This is a genomic window from Brevibacterium paucivorans (assembly GCF_016907735.1).
GTDB lineage: Bacteria > Actinomycetota > Actinomycetes > Actinomycetales > Brevibacteriaceae > Brevibacterium > Brevibacterium paucivorans.
Genome location: NZ_JAFBCP010000001.1, coordinates 1,750,108 through 1,771,797, shown reverse-complemented (window position 1 = coordinate 1,771,797; position 21,690 = coordinate 1,750,108). Strand labels below are relative to the sequence as shown.

The 21,690-nt window shown below is 57.6% G+C and carries 16 protein-coding genes, 1 tRNA gene and 1 riboswitch; of the genes, 7 read left to right on the top strand and 10 right to left on the bottom strand.

Going from position 1 to position 21,690, the window contains the following annotated elements:
* Entirely contained in the window at positions 1 to 1,164 is a 1,164-nt protein-coding gene (mnmA, locus tag JOE56_RS08225; RefSeq protein ID WP_204515595.1) for a tRNA 2-thiouridine(34) synthase MnmA, read from the bottom strand.
* Complete coding sequence (locus tag JOE56_RS08220; protein WP_204515594.1) at positions 1,161 to 2,393, bottom strand: cysteine desulfurase family protein; 1,233 nt, start codon at positions 2,391 to 2,393, stop codon at positions 1,161 to 1,163. Before JOE56_RS08220 ends, mnmA begins: the two co-directional genes overlap by 4 nt.
* Positions 2,394 to 2,427: 34 nt before the next feature.
* Between JOE56_RS08220 and JOE56_RS08215 the strand changes: the two genes are divergently transcribed.
* Together JOE56_RS08215 and JOE56_RS08210 are read left to right on the top strand one after the other, a co-directional pair.
* Positions 2,428 to 2,778: a hypothetical protein gene (locus JOE56_RS08215; RefSeq protein WP_102238623.1), complete on the top strand. Its 351-nt coding sequence runs from the start codon at positions 2,428 to 2,430 to the stop codon at positions 2,776 to 2,778.
* 11 nt (positions 2,779 to 2,789) lie between these two features.
* Positions 2,790 to 3,251 carry a hypothetical protein gene (locus JOE56_RS08210; protein ID WP_204516113.1) on the top strand — a complete coding sequence of 154 codons (462 nt, stop codon included), beginning with the start codon at positions 2,790 to 2,792 and terminating at the stop codon, positions 3,249 to 3,251.
* A gap of 28 nt (positions 3,252 to 3,279) precedes the next feature.
* Here the strand turns inward: JOE56_RS08210 and JOE56_RS08205 are convergent, their stop codons facing one another.
* From JOE56_RS08205 to JOE56_RS08195, 3 genes are all read right to left on the bottom strand, one after another.
* Positions 3,280 to 4,953 carry a DUF8094 domain-containing protein gene (locus JOE56_RS08205; protein WP_204515593.1) on the bottom strand — a complete coding sequence of 558 codons (1,674 nt, stop codon included), beginning with the start codon at positions 4,951 to 4,953 and terminating at the stop codon, positions 3,280 to 3,282.
* On the bottom strand, positions 4,953 to 5,927 hold the full coding sequence (gene trxA / locus JOE56_RS08200) for a thioredoxin (protein ID WP_204515592.1): 975 nt from the start codon (positions 5,925 to 5,927) through the stop codon (positions 4,953 to 4,955). The genes JOE56_RS08205 and trxA overlap by 1 nt, the downstream gene beginning before the upstream one ends.
* A 97-nt stretch (positions 5,928 to 6,024) precedes the next feature.
* Positions 6,025 to 7,746, bottom strand: a complete 1,722-nt coding sequence (locus JOE56_RS08195; protein ID WP_204515591.1) for a DUF8094 domain-containing protein — start codon at positions 7,744 to 7,746, stop codon at positions 6,025 to 6,027.
* Between the two features lie 222 nt (positions 7,747 to 7,968).
* Here JOE56_RS08195 and orn point away from each other — a divergent pair, with 222 nt between their 5' ends.
* Together orn and JOE56_RS08185 are read left to right on the top strand one after the other, a co-directional pair.
* Positions 7,969 to 8,562, top strand: coding sequence for an oligoribonuclease (orn, locus tag JOE56_RS08190; RefSeq protein ID WP_239530716.1), 594 nt, complete (start codon positions 7,969 to 7,971; stop codon positions 8,560 to 8,562).
* A 127-nt stretch (positions 8,563 to 8,689) separates the two neighbouring features.
* Positions 8,690 to 10,444: a glycosyltransferase family 2 protein gene (locus JOE56_RS08185; RefSeq protein WP_204515589.1), complete on the top strand. Its 1,755-nt coding sequence runs from the start codon at positions 8,690 to 8,692 to the stop codon at positions 10,442 to 10,444.
* A 457-nt stretch (positions 10,445 to 10,901) separates the two neighbouring features.
* On the opposite strand, the gene JOE56_RS08180 is transcribed toward JOE56_RS08185, so the two are convergent.
* From JOE56_RS08180 to JOE56_RS08170, 3 genes are all read right to left on the bottom strand, one after another.
* The gene (locus tag JOE56_RS08180) at positions 10,902 to 11,672 is read right to left on the bottom strand and encodes a polysaccharide deacetylase family protein (RefSeq protein ID WP_204515588.1); all 771 of its coding nucleotides are present in this window, start codon (positions 11,670 to 11,672) and stop codon (positions 10,902 to 10,904) included.
* A gap of 172 nt (positions 11,673 to 11,844) precedes the next feature.
* Positions 11,845 to 12,366: a hypothetical protein gene (locus JOE56_RS08175; RefSeq protein ID WP_239530406.1), complete on the bottom strand. Its 522-nt coding sequence runs from the start codon at positions 12,364 to 12,366 to the stop codon at positions 11,845 to 11,847.
* A 39-nt stretch (positions 12,367 to 12,405) separates the two neighbouring features.
* A riboswitch (SAM riboswitch) is annotated at positions 12,406 to 12,518 on the bottom strand.
* 159 nt (positions 12,519 to 12,677) lie between these two features.
* Positions 12,678 to 12,753: transfer RNA gene (locus tag JOE56_RS08170), tRNA-His, on the bottom strand.
* A gap of 187 nt (positions 12,754 to 12,940) precedes the next feature.
* Between JOE56_RS08170 and JOE56_RS08165 the strand changes: the two genes are divergently transcribed.
* From JOE56_RS08165 to JOE56_RS08155, 3 genes are all read left to right on the top strand, one after another.
* Positions 12,941 to 14,590: a hypothetical protein gene (locus tag JOE56_RS08165; RefSeq protein WP_204515587.1), complete on the top strand. Its 1,650-nt coding sequence runs from the start codon at positions 12,941 to 12,943 to the stop codon at positions 14,588 to 14,590.
* A 71-nt stretch (positions 14,591 to 14,661) separates the two neighbouring features.
* Positions 14,662 to 16,305: a hypothetical protein gene (locus JOE56_RS08160; protein WP_204515586.1), complete on the top strand. Its 1,644-nt coding sequence runs from the start codon at positions 14,662 to 14,664 to the stop codon at positions 16,303 to 16,305.
* 233 nt (positions 16,306 to 16,538) lie between these two features.
* A complete protein-coding gene (locus JOE56_RS08155) occupies positions 16,539 to 17,510 on the top strand; it encodes a class C sortase (RefSeq protein WP_204515585.1) in 972 nt (323 codons plus the stop codon).
* 253 nt (positions 17,511 to 17,763) lie between these two features.
* Here JOE56_RS08155 and JOE56_RS08150 read toward each other — a convergent pair whose 3' ends face one another.
* Positions 17,764 to 20,898, bottom strand: a complete 3,135-nt coding sequence (locus JOE56_RS08150; RefSeq protein WP_204515584.1) for a SpaA isopeptide-forming pilin-related protein — start codon at positions 20,896 to 20,898, stop codon at positions 17,764 to 17,766.
* Positions 20,895 to 21,683 (bottom strand): isopeptide-forming domain-containing protein, encoded by a 789-nt coding sequence (locus tag JOE56_RS08145; protein WP_204515583.1) that lies wholly within the window; start codon positions 21,681 to 21,683, stop codon positions 20,895 to 20,897. Before JOE56_RS08145 ends, JOE56_RS08150 begins: the two co-directional genes overlap by 4 nt.
* Positions 21,684 to 21,690: the final 7 nt, after the last annotated feature.

Below are 21,690 nucleotides of genomic sequence, written 5' to 3'. Positions count from 1 at the left end.
TTATGCCACCCGGTTTGCCCGGTCGATCGTGGCCTGTCCCAGAACGCGGGTGCCTTCGTAGATCACCATGGTCTGCCCGGGTGCCACGCCAGAAAGCGGTTCCTTCACCGCAACGTGGAGGGTCTGTCCTGCCGGCCGAGGTGTGGGTACGTTGTATTCGGACTCCGGCGCCTGGGTGACTACGTCGCCGAGCCACACGCGGGCGGGAACGGGTTCGGCGTGGGCGCGAATCTGCACTTCGCAGTCCAGTGCGGTGTCTTCTGAGTCGCCCATGTTCTGCGCTGGCTGGCCACACCACGTGGCGCGGATACCTTCGAGCCGATCAACCGACAAGGCTTCGCGTCCACCCACGGTGACGGTGTTGTTCTTAGCGTCAATGTCGACCACGTAGCGGGGCTTGCCATCAGCCGCTGGACGTTCCAGCGCAAGTCCTTTGCGCTGGCCAATGGTGAACGTCATAGCCCCGTCATGCTCACCCAGTGCGTTGCCTTCTTGATCTTTGATAAGGCCTGGGCGCATAGGGATCTTGTCAGCCAACCACGCTTTTGTGTCCCCGTCTGGGATGAAACAAATGTCATACGAGTCTGGCTTGTTGGCCACGGGGAACCCGCGCTCAGAAGCTTCCGCGCGCACATCCGCTTTAGATGCAGATGCGCCAATAGGGAAATAGCAGTGGCGCAGCTGTTCTTCCGTAAGCACACCCAACACGTAGCTCTGGTCCTTGTTCATGTCCACGCCACGATGCAACTCCGGGTGACCGTCCTGGTCGTACACGATTTCCGCATAGTGACCCGTTGCAACGGCGTCGAAGCCCAAGGCCAACGCGCGGTCGAGCAAAGCCGCGAACTTAATGCGTTCATTGCAACGCATGCAGGGGTTAGGGGTTCGGCCCTGCGAGTACTCCGCGATGAAGTCATCGACAATGTCTTCTTTGAACCGTTCAGAGAAATCCCACACATAAAACGGGATGCCCAACATTCCCGCGACACGGTGAGCGTCACGGGAGTCCTCAATCGTGCAACAGCCTCGGGAACCTGTGCGCATGGTGCCAGGCATTCTGGACAGCGCCAGGTGTACGCCCACCACCTCGTGGCCGGCGTCGACCGCACGGGCAGCAGCCACGGCGGAGTCAACCCCACCTGACATGGCAGCCAAAATCTTCACGAAGTTTCAGTCCCTTCTGTATGTGTACTCATCCAGGCCGGTGTCGCAGACACCATGCCCGCCTTGCGGGCGTTTTCAACGACCTCGGGCAATACGTCCAACAGCGCGTCAATATGTTCCTCAGTGGTACCCGGTCCCAGGGTGAACCGCTGGGACGAACGCGCATTGTCCTCGCTACGCCCCAAAGCTAACAACACGTGACTGGGCCGATTTACTCCCGCCGAACACGCCGAACCTGTAGCCGTGTCGAATCCCGCCATGTCCAAGCCAAACAGCAACGTGTCACCCTCGCAGCCGGGGAACACAAAGTGGGCGTTGCCGGGGAGGCGGCCGTCACCTCGGGGGCCGGTCAGCTGCGCTTCCGGGATTCGTTCCTCAATACCCGCGATCAGACGGTCACGCAGGCGGGCGACACGCACGTTTTCGTCACGGTTACCCGTCGCCAGGCGAGCAGCCGTGGCGAACGCAACAGCACCGGGGACGTCCAGAGTTCCGGAGCGCACGGACCGTTCCTGCCCGCCCCCGTGAAGCACGGGCACAGCGTTGACGCCACGTTTGAGGATCAGCGCACCAATGCCCACGGGGCCGCCCAGCTTGTGCGCCGTCACGGTCATCGCGTCTACGCCCGCTTCGCTGAAGTTCAGGTCAACGTTGCCCAGTGCTTGCACGGCGTCGGTGTGCATGAGCGCGCCGTGGGCGTGGGCGAGTTGGGTGATTTCAGAGACCGGCTGCAACACGCCAATTTCGTTGTTCGCCCACATCACCGACACCACCGCGGTGCGCGGGCCGTGGATTTCGAGCAGTTCACGGGCCACGTCTACCCGCACCACGCCCTGCTCATCGACCGGCAGGGTGATGATGGTGGCGCCTTGTGTTTCGAGCCATTCTGCGGTTTCTAAAATGGCCGAATGTTCAATCGCCGACACCATGACCACGGGCCGTTCGTGTGGGGCGCCGGTGGTGAGGTGCGCTTTATTGGCCTGCCAGAACAGGCCTTTCAGAGCCAGGTTGTCGGCCTCCGTACCGCCCGAGGTGAACACTACTTCCGCTGACTGGGCACCCACGCACTGCGCGAGTTCTTCGCGCGCAGCCTCGAGGCGCATGCGGGCCGACTGGCCAGAAGCGTGGAGGGCCGACGGGTTGCCGACCTGACGAAGTTCTTCAACGTATGCGTCCAAAACCTGCGGTTGAATAGGGCAGGTGGCCGCGTAATCCAAATAGATGCGCATGAGACTTCCAGTCTAGGTGCTCTAAAATAGTTCGGTGCTCTTCATCTATACAGTTCTCCAGTATGCCGTATGCGCGGTGATCTTCGTGTGGTCGATTGTGACCGCGCTGCGTAACCGTCATGCCTCTCCCCCACTGGTGTTGACCACCGCGGGGTTGTTGCTGTTACTGATTGTGCAGTTCATCATTGGGATCGCCATGTGGTCCACCCAGTCTGGCACCGACCCGATCTTGTTCTTTGGTTACGCCCTCACCGCGATTGCCGTTGTTCTTGCTTCCGGCTACTGGGCGTTTGCCGAACTGTCCAAATGGGGGCCGCTTGTCTTAGTCGTTTCGTCGTTTACCGCTTTCATCATGGTTTTTAGGATGGATCAGATTTGGCAATAAGAAAGAACCGCATGGGTGGTGGCGCCGACGCTGAGGGTGGCAATGCTCCAGCGGATCGGAGCCCGTATTCGGCCATGCACTCTGGCCCGGGCCGAGTGCTCACCGCGGTCTACGGGATTTTCGCGTTGTCTGCCACCGCGCGGGCCGGTTACCAGTTTTACCGAGACTTCGAGCACGCGCCTCTTGCTTACTCGCTCAGTTTATTTGCGGCTGTCGTGTACGTGGTGGCCACCGTGTGCCTGGTCATTGGCAACAAGGTGACGCACCACATTGCCGTAGCCGCAGTATCCGTTGAGCTCGTGGGAGTTGTGTCCGTGGGCTTGCTTACTGTTCTAGACCCTGAACTGTTCCCGGCGGCCACCGTGTGGTCCACGTTTGGGATCGGCTACGGGTTCGTGCCGTTGGTGTTGCCGTTTGTGGGGTTATTCTGGTTGCTCCGCGTAGGCAAACGAGCCCGCTCCACCCAGGCGTAAAAGGGCAGTCAGGGCGGTCAGCACACGCCTAGTTCTTTTCGGTGCGTGATTCCAGCAGGAACCACCCAGTACTCACCGCTTTTGTGTCTTTGCCGTCGCGCACCATGATGGGCACCGAGGTCTCGATTGTGATCCGGTTACCCTTTTCTTCCGTGGTCTTGACCGCTTCAACCGCTTTGGGAAGCGTGACCGCGTATTCGGCCGGCACTTCAAGGGTGAGCGAACACCGAATCTCCCCAAAGCCCACGGCCCCGTCGGTGGTCTTGAGCGCGTGCTTGGCGAGGTTCACGTCCTCGTAGGGCTTGCATTCGGTTTTCACCTTGTCGAACTTGTTGTCGCCCTTTGAGTAGCTATCCACGTACTTGCGGAAGTCTGAAAACGCATCACCTTCGGTTGTGATCTTGGCGCCGTCCAGGTGTTCCTTCTTGCCGTCGCTTAAGTATTTGGCAACCGCGTCCAAGGTGTCAGAAAGTTTCTTAGTGAACCCACCTGGGGCGAGTTGAGCGGATCCGCCTTCGTCAACTTCGAAACCGGGAACCTGGTCATCGGGAACGAAAAGCGCTTGCGTGACAGTCCATTCTTCTGTCGCTGACTCCCTGGTCACGAGAAGTGCTTGCGAACCGGCGTCCTTTTTATCCACAGCACCAAAAGCGATGAACCACATGGGGTACTTGTCAAAGTTGGGGCTGGCGGCCAGAACAGATGAGAACCGCGGAGACGAGAGTTTATTTTCGGTTTTGTCGGCAATCGCGACTTCTGCACGTGTCCGTTGTAGAAGTGGTCCGGTTTGAATCTGGTCGAGTTTCTTGTGATCGCCTTTGAGTGCCTCGTCTAACTGGTCCGAATAGTCTTTGAGGAACTTAGACGCTTCACCCTGGCGGATACCGGGACGCGTGTACTTCTCAATCTCAGGTTGCTGAGGCTGAGCAACCGGCAACCCACAACCACTGAGGGACACTGCCGTCACAACGACAAGGGCACTCACACCTCGGGCAGTACGGTTCTTGGAGGCCGCGCGAACTCTTTGTGCAATCCGGGAACCTGCGGACACCTCGGCACCCTTCGCATCACGAGCTACGTTCGTCTTTTTCTTCACGCGAGGTTGCTCATTCTTCCACCACATGAAGAGCGCGAAAGCCACGGCAAACGTGATAATAGCCAGTGCGATTCCCAGCAAGCAGAACGCCAAGACACCCTTCATTTCTACCGAGATGTTTACGGTGGTGCCGTCGAGGTTAGGGTTATCTCCGGTAGGAGCAATGACGACCGTTTGAGGTTCGCCGTCCACATCAAAGGACCGTGACACGTGGGTGCCTTCCGTGGAGTCGATCCACCAGTCGCGGCTCTGAGCATTCTTGGCCGGCTGGCCTTCCCCTGCTACAGAACGCGTGGTGATGTCTCGGGGGAATTTCACTTCGGTGATTTCTTCGTGCTTGACACCCGTGAGGTAGCTAGAGGAATCGACCCCATTAGCCACACCCAGCATGATGGGCTCATCAGACGTGGCGCTGATTGTGGCAGTCGTCTTGGTAAACGGAATGTTCTGCTGGTCAAACACAACCGCGTACGTGCCGTCAGAGACCTTGTGGGGTTTGGTCTGCGTGACATCATCAAACCCCACAACGGACAGGGCCGAAATAACCAAGATGAGACTGAGCACTCCAACCAGAGCGCTCAGACCAGATAGAACCAGACGAACCATTAGAACAACGCGCGCATGAGTTTGCCGCGCGCTTGGGTCACGCGCGGGTCAGATGGGCCAACAGCTTCGAACAGTTCAAGAATGCGTTTGCGGACACGCTCCTTGTCGTCTCCTGCAACCTTAGTCAAGGTAGCAATTAGGCGTGCGAACGCGTCTTCGACGTGACCTCCACTGATGTCGAGGTCCGCGCACTCAAGGGCGGCATCGACGTCACTGGGGTCGGCAGCTGCGCGGGCGCGGACTTGGGCAAGGTCTTTTCCACGTGTACGGCGCAGCAGTTCAACGCGTGCTAGACCGCTCTTTGCTTCTTCATCGCCAGGTGTTTCGTTAAGTGCGTCCTGGTACACCTGCGCTGCGCGTTCCAGGTCACCTGCCTCAAGCGCCTCGATGGCTTCTGGGTGCTTGGGGCCAGCGGGCTGCTGGGTAGCTTCGCCAGTGACGGCTCGCTTGTTGACACCGGCCTGAGCAGCTGCCGCGAGTAGCTGGTCAAACAGCTGCTTGACCTGTGGTTCGGGGGTCGCACCCTGGAACAGTGGAACGGGCTGGCCCTTGACCAGTGCTACAACCGTGGGAATGGACTGAACACCAAACGCCTGCTGAATGCGTGGGTTCTTGTCGACGTCGATCTTAGCCAGAACGACCCGACCGTCGTAATCCCTGGTCACCTTTTCGATCACCGGCGACAACTGCTTGCACGGCCCACACCATTCAGCCCACAAGTCGATCACCACAGGCACCTGGGTTGACAGCTGGACAACAGCTTCAAATGACTGCTCGTCAACGTCGAACACCAGCGCCGGCACGTTCACCGTGTTGGGGTCCTGAGCAGGCTGAGCTTGTTGCTGAGCACCTGCTGGCGCTCCTGCCTGCGCTCCTGCGCCAGCGTTCCGCGCAGGGGTGCGAACTGCTGACAGATCGAGCCCCTGTGATTGTGCTTCTTGTTGCCGTGGGTCGAATACGCCTTCGTTGCTCACCTTGTGACCTTTCCCTGTGAACGTCTAGCTTATCGTTTGCGTGCGGGCGGCTACGCCTGCACTCGTGCGTGCGGTGGTCGGCGAGGCGCCGTCAGCGTCACTCTTCGTTGTCGCTGTTGTTGCCTTCGTCGTTGCCGTCTCCACCATTGTCGCCACCGTCGTTGTTGCCTTCGTCGTTACTGTCGTTGCCTTCTTCGATCTTTGCACCCGAAAGCACGGAAGTCAGCCCAATCAGGCGTGCTTTTCCTTCGCCCTTAGGAACGATAAACGCGTAGACCTGGCGGTATTCAGTGGTGAGGTTCTGGTCAGTTTCCTTTTTCCCCACGATTTCGCTCTGCGGCTTGTCAATCGACAACTGACCCTTGCGGTCGTCAACCTTTTCAGGCGAGTACGTCACTTTCTGCACAGCCGATCCCACAACCATCGCCGAACCATCTGCCGCCCTCTGCGCGACCAGTTCGTCACCTCGGCTGTACTCAAACTTCACTTCAGCGTTTCCGTCTTTGAGCGCCTCAGCTGCTTTGCGCTGGCCGTCAGCGGTCTGCTTGCGGAATGGGTCGTCCTCAAAGGACTTGACGTTCTTCGCTTTGCCGCCGTTCTTCAGAATGTCGATGTACGTGTTCACCGCGTCGGTGGGCGTCATGGCCAGACCGTCCGCATCCGGTGGCAACAGTTCCGATCCCTGGCGTGAGTCGTTCACGGACGGGAACTCGCTTCCGCCCAGCATGACGGCTTGGGCCCACACCTTGTAATTGTCCCGAGGTGACTCCTGGCTAAGCACCAACACCTGGGTTTGGTTAGTCTTCTCGTCGAAGGTCACCGCGGAGGTGACGCGGGGCCACGTGTCCGTCGCCGAGGTGAAGTTCACCTTGACGCTCTGTGCTGCCAGAGCGGGAGGAAGTTTGAAGTCTTTGTCTTTTTTCTTGATGTCGTAGGCAGCTTTGCGCTGTTCGAGGAACGGCCCGGTGGCACGTTCTTCGAGGGCCTTGGTGTCGTTCTTTTCGTCCGCACCGGACACGGTCGATGAGATGCGTTCCAGGATTGAGTTCAACTGGTCATCCGAGATGACACCGCCGGGGCTTTCTGGGGCTTCTTCGGGTTCGGGTTCAGGAAGTTCAGGCCCTGAACACCCGGCGAGCGCCAGGCCAGGAACGATCACGAACGCGGTTCCCATCTGCGCGAGCTTGCGACGGCGTTCTGCGCGCTTCTTGCGGCGTTCTTTTTCACGGCGAGCGGTTCGGTTGGCCAGGAATGCCAGCACGATACCCAGGATGATGAGGATCGCACCGATCACCATGAGCGGGATCGCCCATGGGGTTGAAGCAGGGTTTGGCCATGAAATTGACAGCTTGCCGTCGACCTGTGTTTTACCGTCTGAGCTCACCAAGAATGCGGTGCGTCCCGGGTCTTCTTCCCAGTGCAAGCTAAGTTCGGAATCGCCGGATTCCACCGAGGTGAAGAGGTCTGCGTCGTTCACGGCAGGGGTTTCTTCGTCACCGTCGACTTTTTCAGTGCGAAGTTCTGTTTCGCTTTTCACGCCGGTGACCTTAGTGTGTGCTGCAGAGTCGACCCAGGCGTCGACGTTCTCTTTGCTGGCGCGTGCGATCGAGATGGGTCCGTCGTGTTCCACCTTCAGATCAGCGGCACCGTCGTAAAGGTTCAATACACCAGGCTCAATAACGACAACAGAGCCTGGGTCTCCCAGATCAGCTTGGGCAACGATTTGGTCATCGGGAGCCCAGATAGTCTTTTGGGCAACACCAATCAAACCAGTAATCAGACCCACGACGATCAGGACGCCTGCCAAGGCATAACGCACACTTTCCCCTAACGACGGCAACAAAGATCGACAACTATTCTATAGAAACATTGAAACCGCAACTCTGAGCGCTAGTTAAGGATTCGCGCGCTGGCTGTCAGGCATTGCCCAGGTGTGGTGGGGGCACAGGTTGCAGGGTGTGTGGCGTCTGGTGGCTAAAGGTGGAACCGTCAGTACAATCAAAGCGTGGCTATAGACAAAATTGTATGGATCGACTGCGAAATGACTGGCCTCGAACTCGGGCTCGACGAACTGGTTGAAGTCGCTGCGATAGTGACTGACTTTGATCTCAACCCCGTCGACGAAGGCGTCGACGTCATCATTAAGCCATCGCAGCGGGCCCGCGAAAACATGAACGAATTCGTCACTAACATGCACACCACCTCGGGCCTTATTAACGAACTTGACGCTGGAACTACGGTCCAAGACGCGGCCACCACTGTGCTGGACTACATCATGAAGCACGTGCCCGAGGCGGGAAAGGCTCCGCTGGGAGGCAACTCCGTGGGCACGGACAAAGCGTTCCTGCAGAAGCAGATGCCGGAAATCGTGGACTACCTGCACTACCGCATTATCGACGTGTCCACCATTAAAGAGCTCGCCAAGAGATGGTTGCCAAAGGCTTACTTCAACGCGCCGGAAAAAACCGGCGGGCACCGGGCGCTTGGGGACATCCTCGATTCGATTCAGGAACTCAAGTACTACCGCAACGTGGCGTTCGTTGAGGACGTCACCACCGACGCGGCGATCAAAGCCTCCCGCGCTGTCACTGGCGTTCAAGATGTCGAGGCCCCCTCACCAGACTCCCAGAAGTAGCCGTAGCCAGCCCAACGTGGGGTGTTTCACACAGCTCCCCACCTTATTTACAGCTCATCTGCCACAAACGCTCAAGGTGCTTCTTATAATGAGAAGTTGCCCTGTTGTACTCAAGTAAGGTGATTACGTGGACAACGAAATCCCATTGGGAAAGCGTAGAGCGCTTTACCGCTTCTTCGAATTGCTTCCAGCGCTGATGAGCTACGGCGCGTTGGTGCTTCTCATTGTGCTTTCTGCGATTTCGCCAATTGTGGGTTCCGTTTACGTGTTGCTGGTCGTCGGGTTTATGTTCATCCGAGGTGTGCGCGGTGCGTTCGACTTGGTTCGCGGATACAACAGGTACAAGCGTTCGGCGCGCGTTGACTGGGGGTCGCGCCTCACTGACATTGGTTTAACGCTCGACGGGAAGCGCGTGCCACCTAGCCCGCCTGGGTCGTTTAACGTACACCGTCACCGGGAACTGCTCGACCTGATGAAGAGCAACCCGGAAGACTACATCCACCCCAACGACATTGTTCACGCGGTCATCATCGCGGCATACAACGAGTCGTATGAGGTTATTGCGCCCACCGTGCGTGGTTTGCAGTACACCACAACACCGGGAGAACAGCTGGCGATCTTCTTCGCATACGAAGAACGAGGCGGTGAAGAGATCGAGCGGACCGTCAACCGATTGAAAGATGAGTACGGGCACAAGTTCCGTGAGTTCGAACTGATCAAGCACCCGCGTGACCTCCCCGATGAGATCGCCGGTAAGGGTGCGAACATTACGTACGCCGGTTATCGCGTGCAGGAATGGGCGGACGAGCACGGGATTGACTACTCAAACGTCATTGTTACCACCCTGGACTGTGACAACAAGCCGTACGAAAGCTACTTCGACTACGTGTCGTACGAATACATCGCTGACCCTGAGCGTAAGCGTCGGTCCTACCAGCCCATCGCGTTGTACTTGAGCAACATTTGGGATGCCCCGGCGATTACGCGCGTGATCGCCTCAGCTAACTGCTTCTTTAACTTAACGACAACGGTACGCCCGTTTGCGTTGCGTAACTTCGCGTCGCACTCGCAGTCGCTTGACGCTTTGGTGGAAATGAACTTTTGGTCCAAGCGCACCATTGTTGAGGACGGCCACCAGTACTGGCGCTCCTACTTCCACTTTGGTGGGGACTACAAGGTGACCGCGATTCACGTGCCCATTTTCCAGGACGCCGTTCTGGCTGGAACCCTCAAGCAGTCCATTGTGGCGCAGTTCAAGCAGCTTGCACGCTGGTCGTATGGAGCGTCCGACGTGCCGTATGCCGCACAGGGAATTGCTGATAAGAAGGCGCCGTTTTGGCCGGCAGCCGTGCGGTTCTTTATGTTGCTTGAAGGGCACGTCACGCTGGCGTGTGTGTCCATCATCATTGCGTTCGGTGGTTGGGTGCCTGTGATTGCGCTGCTGCAAAGCGGCGGGTCGAAGACGTCGTTCGTTGCCAACATGCCGTTTGTTGTGGGTGTGATCCAGCAGGTCGCGATGATTTCGCTGTTGGTGTCCATGCTGGTGTTCTTGTCGATACTGACGCCACGGCCAGTGCGCTACGGACGTATGCGGTCGTTCATGATGATTGGGCAGTGGTTCCTGTACCCGTTCACCATCATGACGTTCAACGCATCGACTGCTCTGTATTCGCAGGGCCGGTTGTTGCTGGGCAAGTACCGTGAGAAGTTCGATGTGACCGAGAAGTCCATCGTTGCCGATGCGGACTCTGACCTGGCGACTGCGCAGATGACGTCGGCCGGTGCTCACCGGCGTGCCTCGTTGCTTGCGCGCAACGAACACGACTCTGGGCGTGACTCTGCGCGGAATTCTGCGCAGAAGTCCACGGGCGCTGAAAAGTAACAGACGGCCTCGGCGCCCTCCCCTACTGCATGCGCGGGCGCGCCATTCAGGCATCGAGCATGCCGCGCGCATGGGAATACTCCCCACTGTGTGACTGGTTTTTCAGTCCAACTAATAGGGAGCGACTCAGAACTGCCTCACTCTGTAAGTAACGGACTACGTAGACGCTTAGCTACAGTCCAACCTGTGAACTGTAGCTAAACGAACTGGAACTCACCCCGAAATCTACGCAGGGGTCTGCACAGAAGTCCAGGGGCGCTACAAGTGGCAGACGGAGACTAAACGCCAGCCTTCACCTCGGCAACGTGCCGTCAACAGCAACACACTGAGGTGAAAAACATGAGCCCTATTACGCCATTGCGTCATGGATGGGCGTGACTCTGCGCGGGGTTCTGCGCAAAGTGAGCAAAACAGCGCAAAATAATGCGCCGTCATGCTCACTTTGCGCTGTATGAACTTACGCGCGGGCACGCAACTCAGACAGCGTGACGAACTCGTAGCCTTGCGAGCGTAGTTCTTTCACGATGTAAGGAATGGCGCTGCGGATGTTTTCGCGTCCGTACCAGGGGTGCAGGATCATGATGTCGCCAGGTTTCGCGTGCTTGACGGCGTAGTTGACGATTTCGGTGGTGGACTGAGGCTTGCGCCGGGTGAAGTCTTCAGGGTGGTTGCTCCACATCACTGTGGTGCGTTCATGGGCACGCAAGTACATGGGAAGGACCGCACCCTTCTTGCCATATGGGGGCCTGAAGTGAACGGGGCCGTAGTAGCCCGCTTTACGGATCAGGGCATCTGAGGCTGAGAGTTCCTTGGCCACCGTGGTGTATGAAACACCTAGCATGGGGCGGTGGTTGAACGTGTGGTTTCCTAGCTCATGGCCGTGGTGTGCCAGTTTGCGCCCGTATTCCGGGTACTTTTCCATGGCTGAGCCAATGACAAAGAAGGTGGCGCGAACATCGAGTTCGTCGAGCATCGAAACGATTTGGTCGGTGTGTTCATCTGGGCCGTCGTCGAATGTGAGCGCGATGAGTTTCTTTTCAGTGTCCACGTGGTTAATGAGTCCGCCAAAAAGCTGGTAGTTGCGCGATGTGGAGATTTTCTCCATTGCAATCGGAATTGAAACTGCCAGGAGCGACAGTAAGGCAGCAATGGCCATGACGCGCTTAGCCCAAGCACGCGAACGCACCCCAAAGTGCGGGTGGTAGATCAGGCGAAACAATCGGCTCACACAATTAGCCTAACGGCATGAGGTGCGGTGTAAAGGCGAAGGGGTTGCTGACGGCGCAAAGTGAGCGAAACTGCGCATTATATTGCGTAGTTTCGCTCGTTTTGCGCTGTCTTGCACAGACGGCAGAGATCGCCGTCGACCCGCTTGGCGTGGCGAGACACTCCACATATGGTCAGTCAGAAACGATGCGTGTGGGCGCTCCAGAAAGACTGATCACCATGCCTAGCGGGGCCTGTTTCGCCCCGTTGAGCATGTGGCTGAGCGCCCGGGTGGGCGACTGCGCCTGTTGGAGTCGTTCGAGCCAGGGCTTCCAAGCTTGGGCCTCGAGCTGGAAAGCTGGAAATGGTTCCTGGTACCACTGTTTAAACAGATGACCATGCGCTTCTTCATTTAGTTCGCCCTTCTTTCGCGCACCTGACAACAGTTCAGCGAGCAAGAAGTAGCGGAGCGGGGTGAAGCCGGCGCCATGCAGTTCTTGGGCCGTCTCTTTCCACACTTGAGGGGCACGGGTACCGCCATTGACGATTCCGTCTGCGATCAGCGTCATAACGGTGGCTCCAGGAAACCAAGGGCAGTAGTCGAGCATATAGCGAGACCACAGAGGGCGATCACCTTCAGGGACAGCACCCCATCCGTCCGAGGATTTGCGGTAGTTAGATGTGCTAGCACCTGCGCCATTGCGGTTTTTAGACATGAGAATGTTCCTTACCAGATCCCAGCGTGCGCGCGGGTATCCATCGACTTGCATGAACGGTTGATCATGCCGGTTCTTCCCCTGGGGCACCCCGCTCGGTGGAGAGGGTTGCCGTGCAGCCAGCCAGGTACTGAAAGCTACAACTCTTGAACCTGCAAAGAATATACCCCGGGTCAGAGGGCGTTCGAGCGGAGCCAGTCACAATCTGTCACGGGCTTTTGAGCATTAACCCGAACTAGGACCCGACACATCAGCACTCCAAAACGCAAAAATCTCGGAACATCGAGCGAACGATGTCCCGAGATTTCACCTGGGGTGGCTAACGGGACTTGAACCCGCGACCCCCGCGACCACAACGCGGTGCTCTACCAGCTGAGCTATAGCCACCATTACCGTCTTGCACAGACAGCAGAGATAATCTTAGACCCGCTCGCGCACCATTTGCAAATACGTTCACGGAGTCACGATTCAATTAAACCCGGTAACAGTTTGGCGAAAGCAACACGCTTACAACAAAAAGATAGCTAGGCTTTAAGAACGCTTTCCCGCTTGAAGAAATCGAGGTCCCATTTCTATGCCACGTGTTGAGGTGACTGTCGACGCCGACCGCACGGCGCATCTCACGCTCGATGGGACCGAGCAGAGCTTCCCCGACCTCGGCGCGGCGATGAGCGAACTCGCACGGTACGCGCGGCACAAGCAACAGCCGGTCAACATCTCAGTACAAGACGGCGACACCTCACGCGACCTCACCTTCACACCGGAAGGGCGACTGGCACCCAGCGGGGAACCACCTCGGGCGTCCAATAAACCAACGCACCCACCCAAACCACAACAACCGCCAACGCAACCAACCGCGCCGGCGGATCCAACAGAACCAACCCAACCAATCACCCCTCCCCCGCGTGGCAACTGGGCTGACAGTGCGCCTGCCGGCCGACCGGACAGATTCTCCGGACCCGCGCCACAGCCCTCACCGGCAGCAACGGCAGGTGCGGGTGGAAGTAAGACCCAGGGGACACCTCGGGCAACAAATGGGGCTACCCCAGCAAAGGAGCCACGGTCCAACAAAGCGACACGCAAATCAAAACGTGGGCTGACAATCCCAGGCATCGTGTTGGCGGTTCTGCTCGTGGGTGTGGTTGCGGCGTACTTTGCACCGCATTTCATCGGGTCGCCGGACAATGGTTCGCCACAAAGCATCGAGTCGTCGGGGGGCCAAAACCCCACCGGATTGCGTTCGGTGGAAGACCAGCGAGAGCCCGTGCCCGGTTTTGGCCAGCGCGCAGCCTGGGAGCACAAGGTGCCGGCCGGGGCGTCCGTGACTGCCTCAGACCGAGGCGTGCTGATCATCGACGGGAAGAAGCTCACAGTTCTGGACCCCAGTAACGGGGAGACGAAGTACGAATCCACCGCTGACGGGCAGTTGGAGTTCGCCGTGGACACCCATATCGAGTCCAAGGCCGCGCTTGTCTGGCGTATTGGCGATACCGCGCACGCACTGATCGATGGCGAGAAGGATGCACGCGAATACAAGCTGCCGGAGGGTGCGCGGATGTCGTCGGCTGGGACGCACGTGCTGATTAAGTCAGGTAACCAGTTGTCGACTTTCGGCATGGACGGGTTGAAACAACTTCCCACACCTGACCCAGGGTCCACCCCTATGGCGCTCGACGGTGATTCGCTTATATCCGCGAGGTTTGCCGGACCGCTTTCGGTGACAAACGTGGAAAACGGCGAGGTGAAGAAGGTTGAGCTCGAAAAGCCAGATGAGAACCTCCACGTCATTCGCTGGGTGAGCGCGGGGCACGGAAAAGTGGTCACCTTGTGGGGCGAGGCCGGTTCGTCTGTTTCCAGTGGGCACAGAATTCAGGTGGTCGTTCACCAGTTGGATACCGGGAAGATCGCCTCAACAGTGGCAGCAAGCACCGATGCAGTTGGCGAAGCGAACTGGGTGCGCGGACAGGGATACCAGTTGGCCACGTTCGGCCCGTACATGTTCTCAATGGAAGACGGGCTGCTTGTTCAAGACGGTACTGTAGACGATGTTGCCTTTAACGAACCACGTGGCAACATCACCCCCGCCACAGTGAACGGCACACAAGCACTCATCGCGAACAACGTGGCGTACAAATCAAGTGCGAAACTTTTAGCAGTCGGCAAAGACGAAAGCTTCGCCATTGTGCGTAGCAATCCAGACACAATCAGCGGATACACCAAGTAAAACCATGCGGACCACGGCAAATTAGGTAGCATAAATGACCGGAAGAACCACACGGGCAGGAAATGTTTAACATGCGGATTACAGCACTATTTGCCACAGCGTGCGTCGCTGTGATGCTCGGTGGTGCGCCCGCACTTGCAGCCACGTCACAGCCCGTTGACACCACCTCGGAAACGCGGGCGGAACCGAGCCCAGAGCCTAGCCCTGCTCTTGAGCCGGAGACCAGCCCGGATTCTAGTCCTGAGGCCAGCCCTGCGCCTGAGCCGGAGCCGGTCACAAATGCCGAGCCCACGCCGGAACCGACTGCTGAGCCTGAGCCGACGGCTGAACCATCCGCTGAGCCAACTGCTGAGCCTTCGCCTGAACCAACTGCAGAGCCGACCTCCGAGGCCAGCCCGGAACCTACGGACGCGCCGACTTCCGAGCCGGAACCAACACCCACCTCGGAACCAACGAAGAAACCTGACTCCACAACGGAGGCAGAAACTGGGCCGGCACCTATCGTTGAGCCCACCCCTACCGTGGAGCCGACGCCTACTGCGGAGCCGACGCCTACTGCGGAGCCGACGCCTACTGCGGAGCCCACCCCTACCGCGGAGCCGACGCCGGACAAACAGACTTCTTCGGAATCAGAATCAACGCCAGAACCGACCACGGAGCCAACAGACGAGCCCACGTCTGAGCCAACACAGGAGCCCACTCCCGACCCAGCGGACGAACCCTCCGAAGAACCCTCAGACGAGCCTACTGAGGAACCGAAAAAACCTGTCAAACCTTCGTCGATGAAGAACCGCGGCGAGTGGTACCAGGTGTATGTGGACGGCAAACCCGCAACTGAAGGAAGCACGTTCAGCGCGGTTGAGCGCGCAGAGGACGGGTCGGTGCGGACGCACGACTTCATCATCGGCGAGGATGGCAGAGTCTTCCACGTCGATACCAGAAAGCCTCAAAATAAAGGTGAACAGGTCGACCCGCGGGTTGTGAAGCTGAAGGTCGAAAACGGGTCCGTGGAGTTCATTAATGAGCCCACACCTGAGCCTCCGGCGTCCCCCAGACCAAAACCGAGCCCCACGACTCCCCCAGACGATGGCCGAACGCCACCTGGAGACGACAGCGATGACCAGGAGCCACCTCGGCCGAATCCACCTATTGACGAGCCACCGGTAACAGAACCACCCGCCAACGAACCACCTGAGCAGATTCCGCCGGGTGAAGACGAGCGTCAGCCTGGCGAGCGTCCGGATGGTCAGGACGGTCAGGGTGGCGACCAGGACGGCCAGGGTGGCGACCAGGATGGCCAACAGAAACCGGATGACAAGAACAAGGACGGCGACGGCGACCCGGATGCCAACGACCGTACCCAAGACCCGGATACCGGTAACGGCACGGTTCCCGGTCAGGCGGGAGCAGACTGGGCGCCGGGTAATTCGGGTGATGAGCAGACTCGTGCGCCTGATTATTCTGACCCGGTGCCGCGCAACCCCGACGATGCGGGTGACGCGAGTGAGGACGTCATCGCGGGCCCCGAGCCGTCGTATGAGAACCACACAAGCGCGTCCGCTGAGCCTTCTAAGAGTGGAAAGGCCAAGAAAGCTGACTCTGCCAGTGACGAGGACGGGTCGTTCCCATGGTCGCTAGCGGTGCTTCTGGGAGCCGGTGTTATTGGGCTTCTGTTGGCAGTGTTCATTTTTGCGCGTAGAAAGTCTGAGGAGTAAACGCGCGAGTATCTGCGAGTTGCAGGTTGCAAGTTTCCCCGGAAGGGCGCCACACGCGGGCGGTTTTCGAGGGCGCTTGTGTAGCAGGTCCACTAGACTGGTAACGCTGAAAGTTTTGGGATGCACCGGGTTGGTTGCCGTTGGGGTTTTGCGGCCGAGGTGGTAACCCCCATGCGCTGGAAAGGCGCGCTGTAAATACGCGTCGTCAGGGCGCATTGTAAGGATGAGGAGCAATGGGGCGACACTCCAGTAAACGTGGTGGCGCAAAGCGCAAACGTCTCAACGCCAATGGCTACATTGCACTGGCGCTTGTAGTGGTTGGCCTGGGTGTCCTGTTGTATCCGGTTGTGGCTACACAGTGGAACAATTTTCAGCAGAGCCGGGCGGCATCTGAGTACTCCAAGCTCGAGAAACACGCACCGCCAGAGGCACTAAATAAGGCGTGGGATGAAGCGCACGCATATAACAAGGAGTTGGGGCAGATCAGCGTCAGCGATGCGTGGACCACGTCTGACGACCAGGACTCCCCCGAATACAAGCGCTACGAAGAGTACCTATCTGTTCTTGACCAAACGGACGCGATGGGCCGTATTGTGATCCCGTCGATCGGTTCGGATCTGCCCATTTACCACGGAACTTCAGAAAAAGCCCTGACCCGAGGTGTCGGCCACCTTTACGGCACCGACTTGCCTGTGGGTGGCAAGGGCGATGGTGAAGGTCGACATGCTGCGTTGTCGGCTCACACTGGTTTGCAGGATGCGACCATGTGGGACAACCTCGACAAGGTTCAGAAGGGTGATGCCTTCTACATTGCTGTGGGTGGTAAGAAACTCAAGTACTTGGTCGATGACATCCGTGTAGTGGAGCCTTCTGACACCAGTTCACTCAAGCGTGAAGAGGGTAAGGACCTGGTCACGTTGATTACGTGCACCCCGTACGGCATTAACACACACCGACTGTTGCTCACCGGCCACCAGGTTCCTATGGACCCCAGTGACGATTCGGTCTTTGACGGTTCTGGTGTGCAGTGGCAGTGGTGGATGTGGGCGATTTTGGCTGCGGCCGTTTTGATTGTGTTGCTGATGATCTACTGGTGGCGCAAGTCCTTGCGTACCGCTAACACGGGCAGTGAAGGAGAAGGGGCCGAGGTCGGCGCGGCTGGCGCGGTAAGTGTGGCTAGCGCGGGTGGCGGCTCCGACGAATGACCGGTTTACTCTACAACCTTCGAACAAAGGTGTAGAGAAAACACCTCTTGTGTTCGTTTTGTTCACGTTTTCAGCCCAAAATCAACGCATTACTCAACACATCACACGAAAAATGATCTGACCCTTGTAGAGAAACGAGTCGAACCACTTAAGCGCTTCGCCCCAGCAACTTTCCGGAAACGCTGAGGCCCACCTCCGTTTGGGGAGACGGGCCTCAGCGTGTAACCGAGTCAGATACAAACCATGCTCGTTGTCACGACTTACGACGGCGCATCCAGAGCGCGCCACCGCCAGCCATCACCAGGCCGCCCAGGGCCCACACCAACACTCCGTTGCCGCCGGTCTTGGGCAGCTGACCAGAAGCAGTGTCTGCAACGACTAGTAACATGGCGTCGCCAGATCCTGATGCCTTTAATTGAGGATGATTACCCACAGTCGAGACCCTGTACTTCTTGGCATCCTTGTCGAATGCAATCTCAAACGGAACCGGTTTGGGTAGCAGGTTCAGGCCGTTGGGCGCTTTGGTTTCCACAAGGAAGAACGTGCCAGTCGTTTTCACCTCAATGGATTCTTGCCCCGGCTTGATGGTGTACAGCGGTTTGCCAGCGCTGTAGTCAGGCTTGCCGTCCTTAGCCGGATAGATCTCAAAGGTCGCGCCGCCCAAATCTGACATTTCGACAACTTCGCCGTCAACGTACTGTGCCTTCTTGAAGGTCAATTTTCCTGTCGCTTCTGGCGTCTTGTAGTTGTCAACCACACACGACACACGTGAAAGCACCTTGTCTTTCTCGTTCATTCGCACTTTAAAGCCGAACTCGCCGTCATTTTGAACGGCAATTGACGTGGTTTTGCCATCGCGGGTTTCCTGACAGACGGCGTTCTTGCCATCACGTTTAAACAGCGTATAGCCTGCCTGCTGTGTTTCGGTAAGCGTGAGATCCTGCGCCGTTTCACTCTGGATTCCCCAGCGTGCGGTTCCCTTGTCCTCTTCCCTCCAAGAGGTGGCTTTACGCCACTGGGTGACGAGTTCACCATTTCCAGGATCAATGACCTTTTGGCCGTTAGCGGACAGAGTGAACTCCCAGCCTGGCTCACTGTCGGACAGAACCTTGCCGTCCTCATCGACGATGCGCTTCTTGACGATCACTTCGCCGCCGCACTTCTTGGTTAGGTCCTGAGCGATCGACTTCATCTGCGCAGCCAGACCACTGTAGTTAGTGATTCGAACAGTATCGCCTGTGCCCGAGATGTCTTCGCCCATCACCTTCACATCACGTGTACCGTAGGTCCACCTAGACATTTTGGAAGTGATCGTCTCCTGTCTCCCATTAGGCAAACGCTCAACCACCTGCAGGGTCTGATTACCGGCCCCGTCATATGCCATTTTCAGATTCACCAAAATATCGGTGTTAATGTAATTGGCGTGTATAGCCTTCGGGTGGTCACTTCGAATTTTGTAGTACAAACCTGGAGCTTGTCCCGGATCTGCTTGCCAGCCAATGCGTTTGGCGTCTTTGAGCACTAGATCATTCGTTACAACAGGGCGTTGACTGGTTCGCCCACCAAGTGTCAGGTCGACCATGAGCGGAACAACGCGCGTACCAGAGGCTTTGAGCTCGTTCGCTGCGTCAATTGCATCGTTGAGTGCACTTGCCTGAACGAACTCTCCACCGATGCCTTTGCTCTTGATCGTGGACGACGTGGTAGGCATACCGTCGGTAATGAAGTACACCACGTCATAGTTTCCAGCTTTGACCTGCTGCAAACCAGCTTGCCAGTTGGTTGCACTATTGTTCTGGTTGAAGTTCCAGTTCGACACCACGCGTTTAGCTTGTGTAACCCCGTCTTGCGTCAACATGGAAATGTACGGCGGGTTATTGCCGTGCGTCGAGCCAGGAACATTCGCTGGAGCGGTGCTCGCAAAGTTGTAAAGACCGAGTTCAGCGGAAGTGCCAGCGAGCGCGTCGATAAAGGCGTTTGTAGCTTTCTTCGACTCATCGAAACCGTTCGTATTGTCCGCGTAGTTCAACGACGTCGACAAGTCGGCGACAACAGCAATGCGCAGGCCACAAGTCATCGGCAACTGTGGATTCGCAACGCGCCCGTGAACCCAGTCCGCACCGTCTGGCGGTGAAATGATGGGCGGGTCAGTGGGATCTGCTGACTTTGTGCCGTAAGCGTCCAGCTCAACTACCAGGCTCTTGTTCTGAGCGAGGTTGTTGGTGAACGTGAACACTGCATCCTTAGGCAAAAACGCCGAGTCGACCTGCTTGCCATCCTTCATCGGCACAACGTCCATTGTGATGTAACCGTTGCCGATGTTGACGTTACGCTTCTGCAGCGTCACTCCGTCTTCAATCTTGTCGACGGTCAGCTGGTAGTGCTGCGGGTCAAGGAACGTAGCGTCGGTTTTGATGCGCACTGTGATGTAGTTCAGTTTCGCGTCCTCACCGACTTTTGCCGTGAAGGTGTCGGGCCTGTTTGGAGCAACCGGGTCGCCCTGCAGTGAAAACCCATGTCCGGTGGCTTTGAATGTGCGGCCGTCTGGCGGTGGGGTCGGTTGGTCACCCGAACAGTTCTTCACCTCACCACTCATGTTGAACGACCACTCAGTCGTAGCCCCAGAAGCAATCTGGTAGCCAGACTGTGCCTTGGCCGTGACCTTAACGGTGGCAGGCTTTGTCCCTTCGAAAAAGTGCTGGCCAGCAGGCTTCTTCTGCCCCGCAATGTAATAGTCAACTCCCTGTGTGCCAGGAATGTTGATGTAGCCCTTCTCCACACACTGAGGAGCAGTGGCAGGGTCAACCGCTGTGGGCGCTGCGGGCGTCACAGTTTTGTCCGACGGATCCGGAGTAGAGGTTGGAGTCGGCGTAGGTGTGGGCTGAGTTGGCGTGGGTGTAGGAGTTGGTGTGCTACCGCCCAGAGTCCCCTTTGGGGTCATTGACACCGTTCCCTGCTCCCTGGGGAAATTAAACCTCAGGTACAGGTCGATCTTGTCACCCTTCTTCAGGGGGGAGTTCAGGCCACTGACCGTCTTGGAATACGGAAGCTTTTGCGACGAAGAAAACGTCTCTTTCTTCAGACTCCTGCCATTGACCATTAGGTTGTACTCAAGCAAGAAGTAGTTGCCGGTGACGTTGAAGTCGAGGCTGTTCATCGTTGCGTCAGCGTCGACGGTGAATGTGTAGGTGTTCTGCGTAGCAGTGTTCGAAAAGTCCTGTTTTGCCGGGCTGACCGGAATGTTCTGCGTCTGCGCCTGCGCCGGGGTGGGACCTGGAATGACTGCGAGTCCGCTGGCGATGAGTGCCGCCAGCACTGCGAACACAGCCAGCAGGCGTATAACTATGTGCTGTTTCTTCGACAGGCGGAATGGAAGTGCGTGCATCATTTCTTCCCACCTTCAGACTTTCTTTTACTCACAAGGATGATGATGAATCCACAACCAATGAGACCCGCTGCTATCAGCACAAGCACTGCCACCTGGGCACCTGTGACGGGTAGTGGTTGGTCGCTCCCTCGGGGCTCATCCCCCGGCTTTCGAGGAGGTTCCGGTGTGTCCGTTTCCGTTGGTGGCGGGGTTGATCCCGGTGGCGGGGTCTCAGTTTCCCGAGGTGGCGTTGGGGTTTCCGCCGGCGTGTGTGTTTTGGCGACAATGACACCTTCGACCGGACTAGTGCCCTGTGCACTGCCGTAGAAAGGCACGGAAACGAGGAACGGGTTAATGGCCCGGTAGGAGTCGTTGGGTGCAGATGACGTGACCAGGTAGATGCCCTTGGGTAGCCCGGTGAACTTCACCGTCCCGTTTTGATCACTAGTTTTGCTAAAGGATAGGTCTTTGGGCCATGACGAGATCTCGCCAATAGAGGCACCTTCAATACGGTTGCGGTCGTTTTCATCTGTCCCTGACACACCTCGGAGGCGGTCCATGTGAATAGTCACACCCACCACTGACCCTGAAGGTGGCGTGTGATCATCGTCTGGGTTTCCAGGACTGATCGTGATTTTCACGACGTCGGTTCCGTCTGTCTCGTCAGCGCTTGCAGCTTCTGGGCCCCCCACGACTCTGGTGGCGTAAGCAGCACTGGCACCTACCGTGCTGAAGGCAAAAACCATAGAGCACGCGACAAGAAGCAGTGCGGTGAGTTTCCGCAATGACACTGCATTTCTCTTCATCGTTGCT

Excerpts from the sequence above, each read along its gene's own strand:
- JOE56_RS08220 (WP_204515594.1), bottom strand. The coding sequence starts at position 2,393 with ATGCGCATCTATTTGGATTACGCGGCCACCTGCCCTATTCAACCGCAG.
- JOE56_RS08210 (WP_204516113.1), top strand. The coding sequence starts at position 2,790 with ATGGGTGGTGGCGCCGACGCTGAGGGTGGCAATGCTCCAGCGGATCGG.
- JOE56_RS08205 (WP_204515593.1), bottom strand. The coding sequence starts at position 4,953 with ATGGTTCGTCTGGTTCTATCTGGTCTGAGCGCTCTGGTTGGAGTGCTC.
- orn (WP_239530716.1), top strand. The coding sequence starts at position 7,969 with ATGACTGGCCTCGAACTCGGGCTCGACGAACTGGTTGAAGTCGCTGCG.
- JOE56_RS08175 (WP_239530406.1), bottom strand. The coding sequence starts at position 12,366 with ATGTCTAAAAACCGCAATGGCGCAGGTGCTAGCACATCTAACTACCGC.
- JOE56_RS08165 (WP_204515587.1), top strand. The coding sequence starts at position 12,941 with ATGCCACGTGTTGAGGTGACTGTCGACGCCGACCGCACGGCGCATCTC.
- JOE56_RS08160 (WP_204515586.1), top strand. The coding sequence starts at position 14,662 with ATGCGGATTACAGCACTATTTGCCACAGCGTGCGTCGCTGTGATGCTC.
- JOE56_RS08155 (WP_204515585.1), top strand. The coding sequence starts at position 16,539 with ATGGGGCGACACTCCAGTAAACGTGGTGGCGCAAAGCGCAAACGTCTC.
- JOE56_RS08150 (WP_204515584.1), bottom strand. The coding sequence starts at position 20,898 with ATGATGCACGCACTTCCATTCCGCCTGTCGAAGAAACAGCACATAGTT.
- JOE56_RS08145 (WP_204515583.1), bottom strand. The coding sequence starts at position 21,683 with ATGAAGAGAAATGCAGTGTCATTGCGGAAACTCACCGCACTGCTTCTT.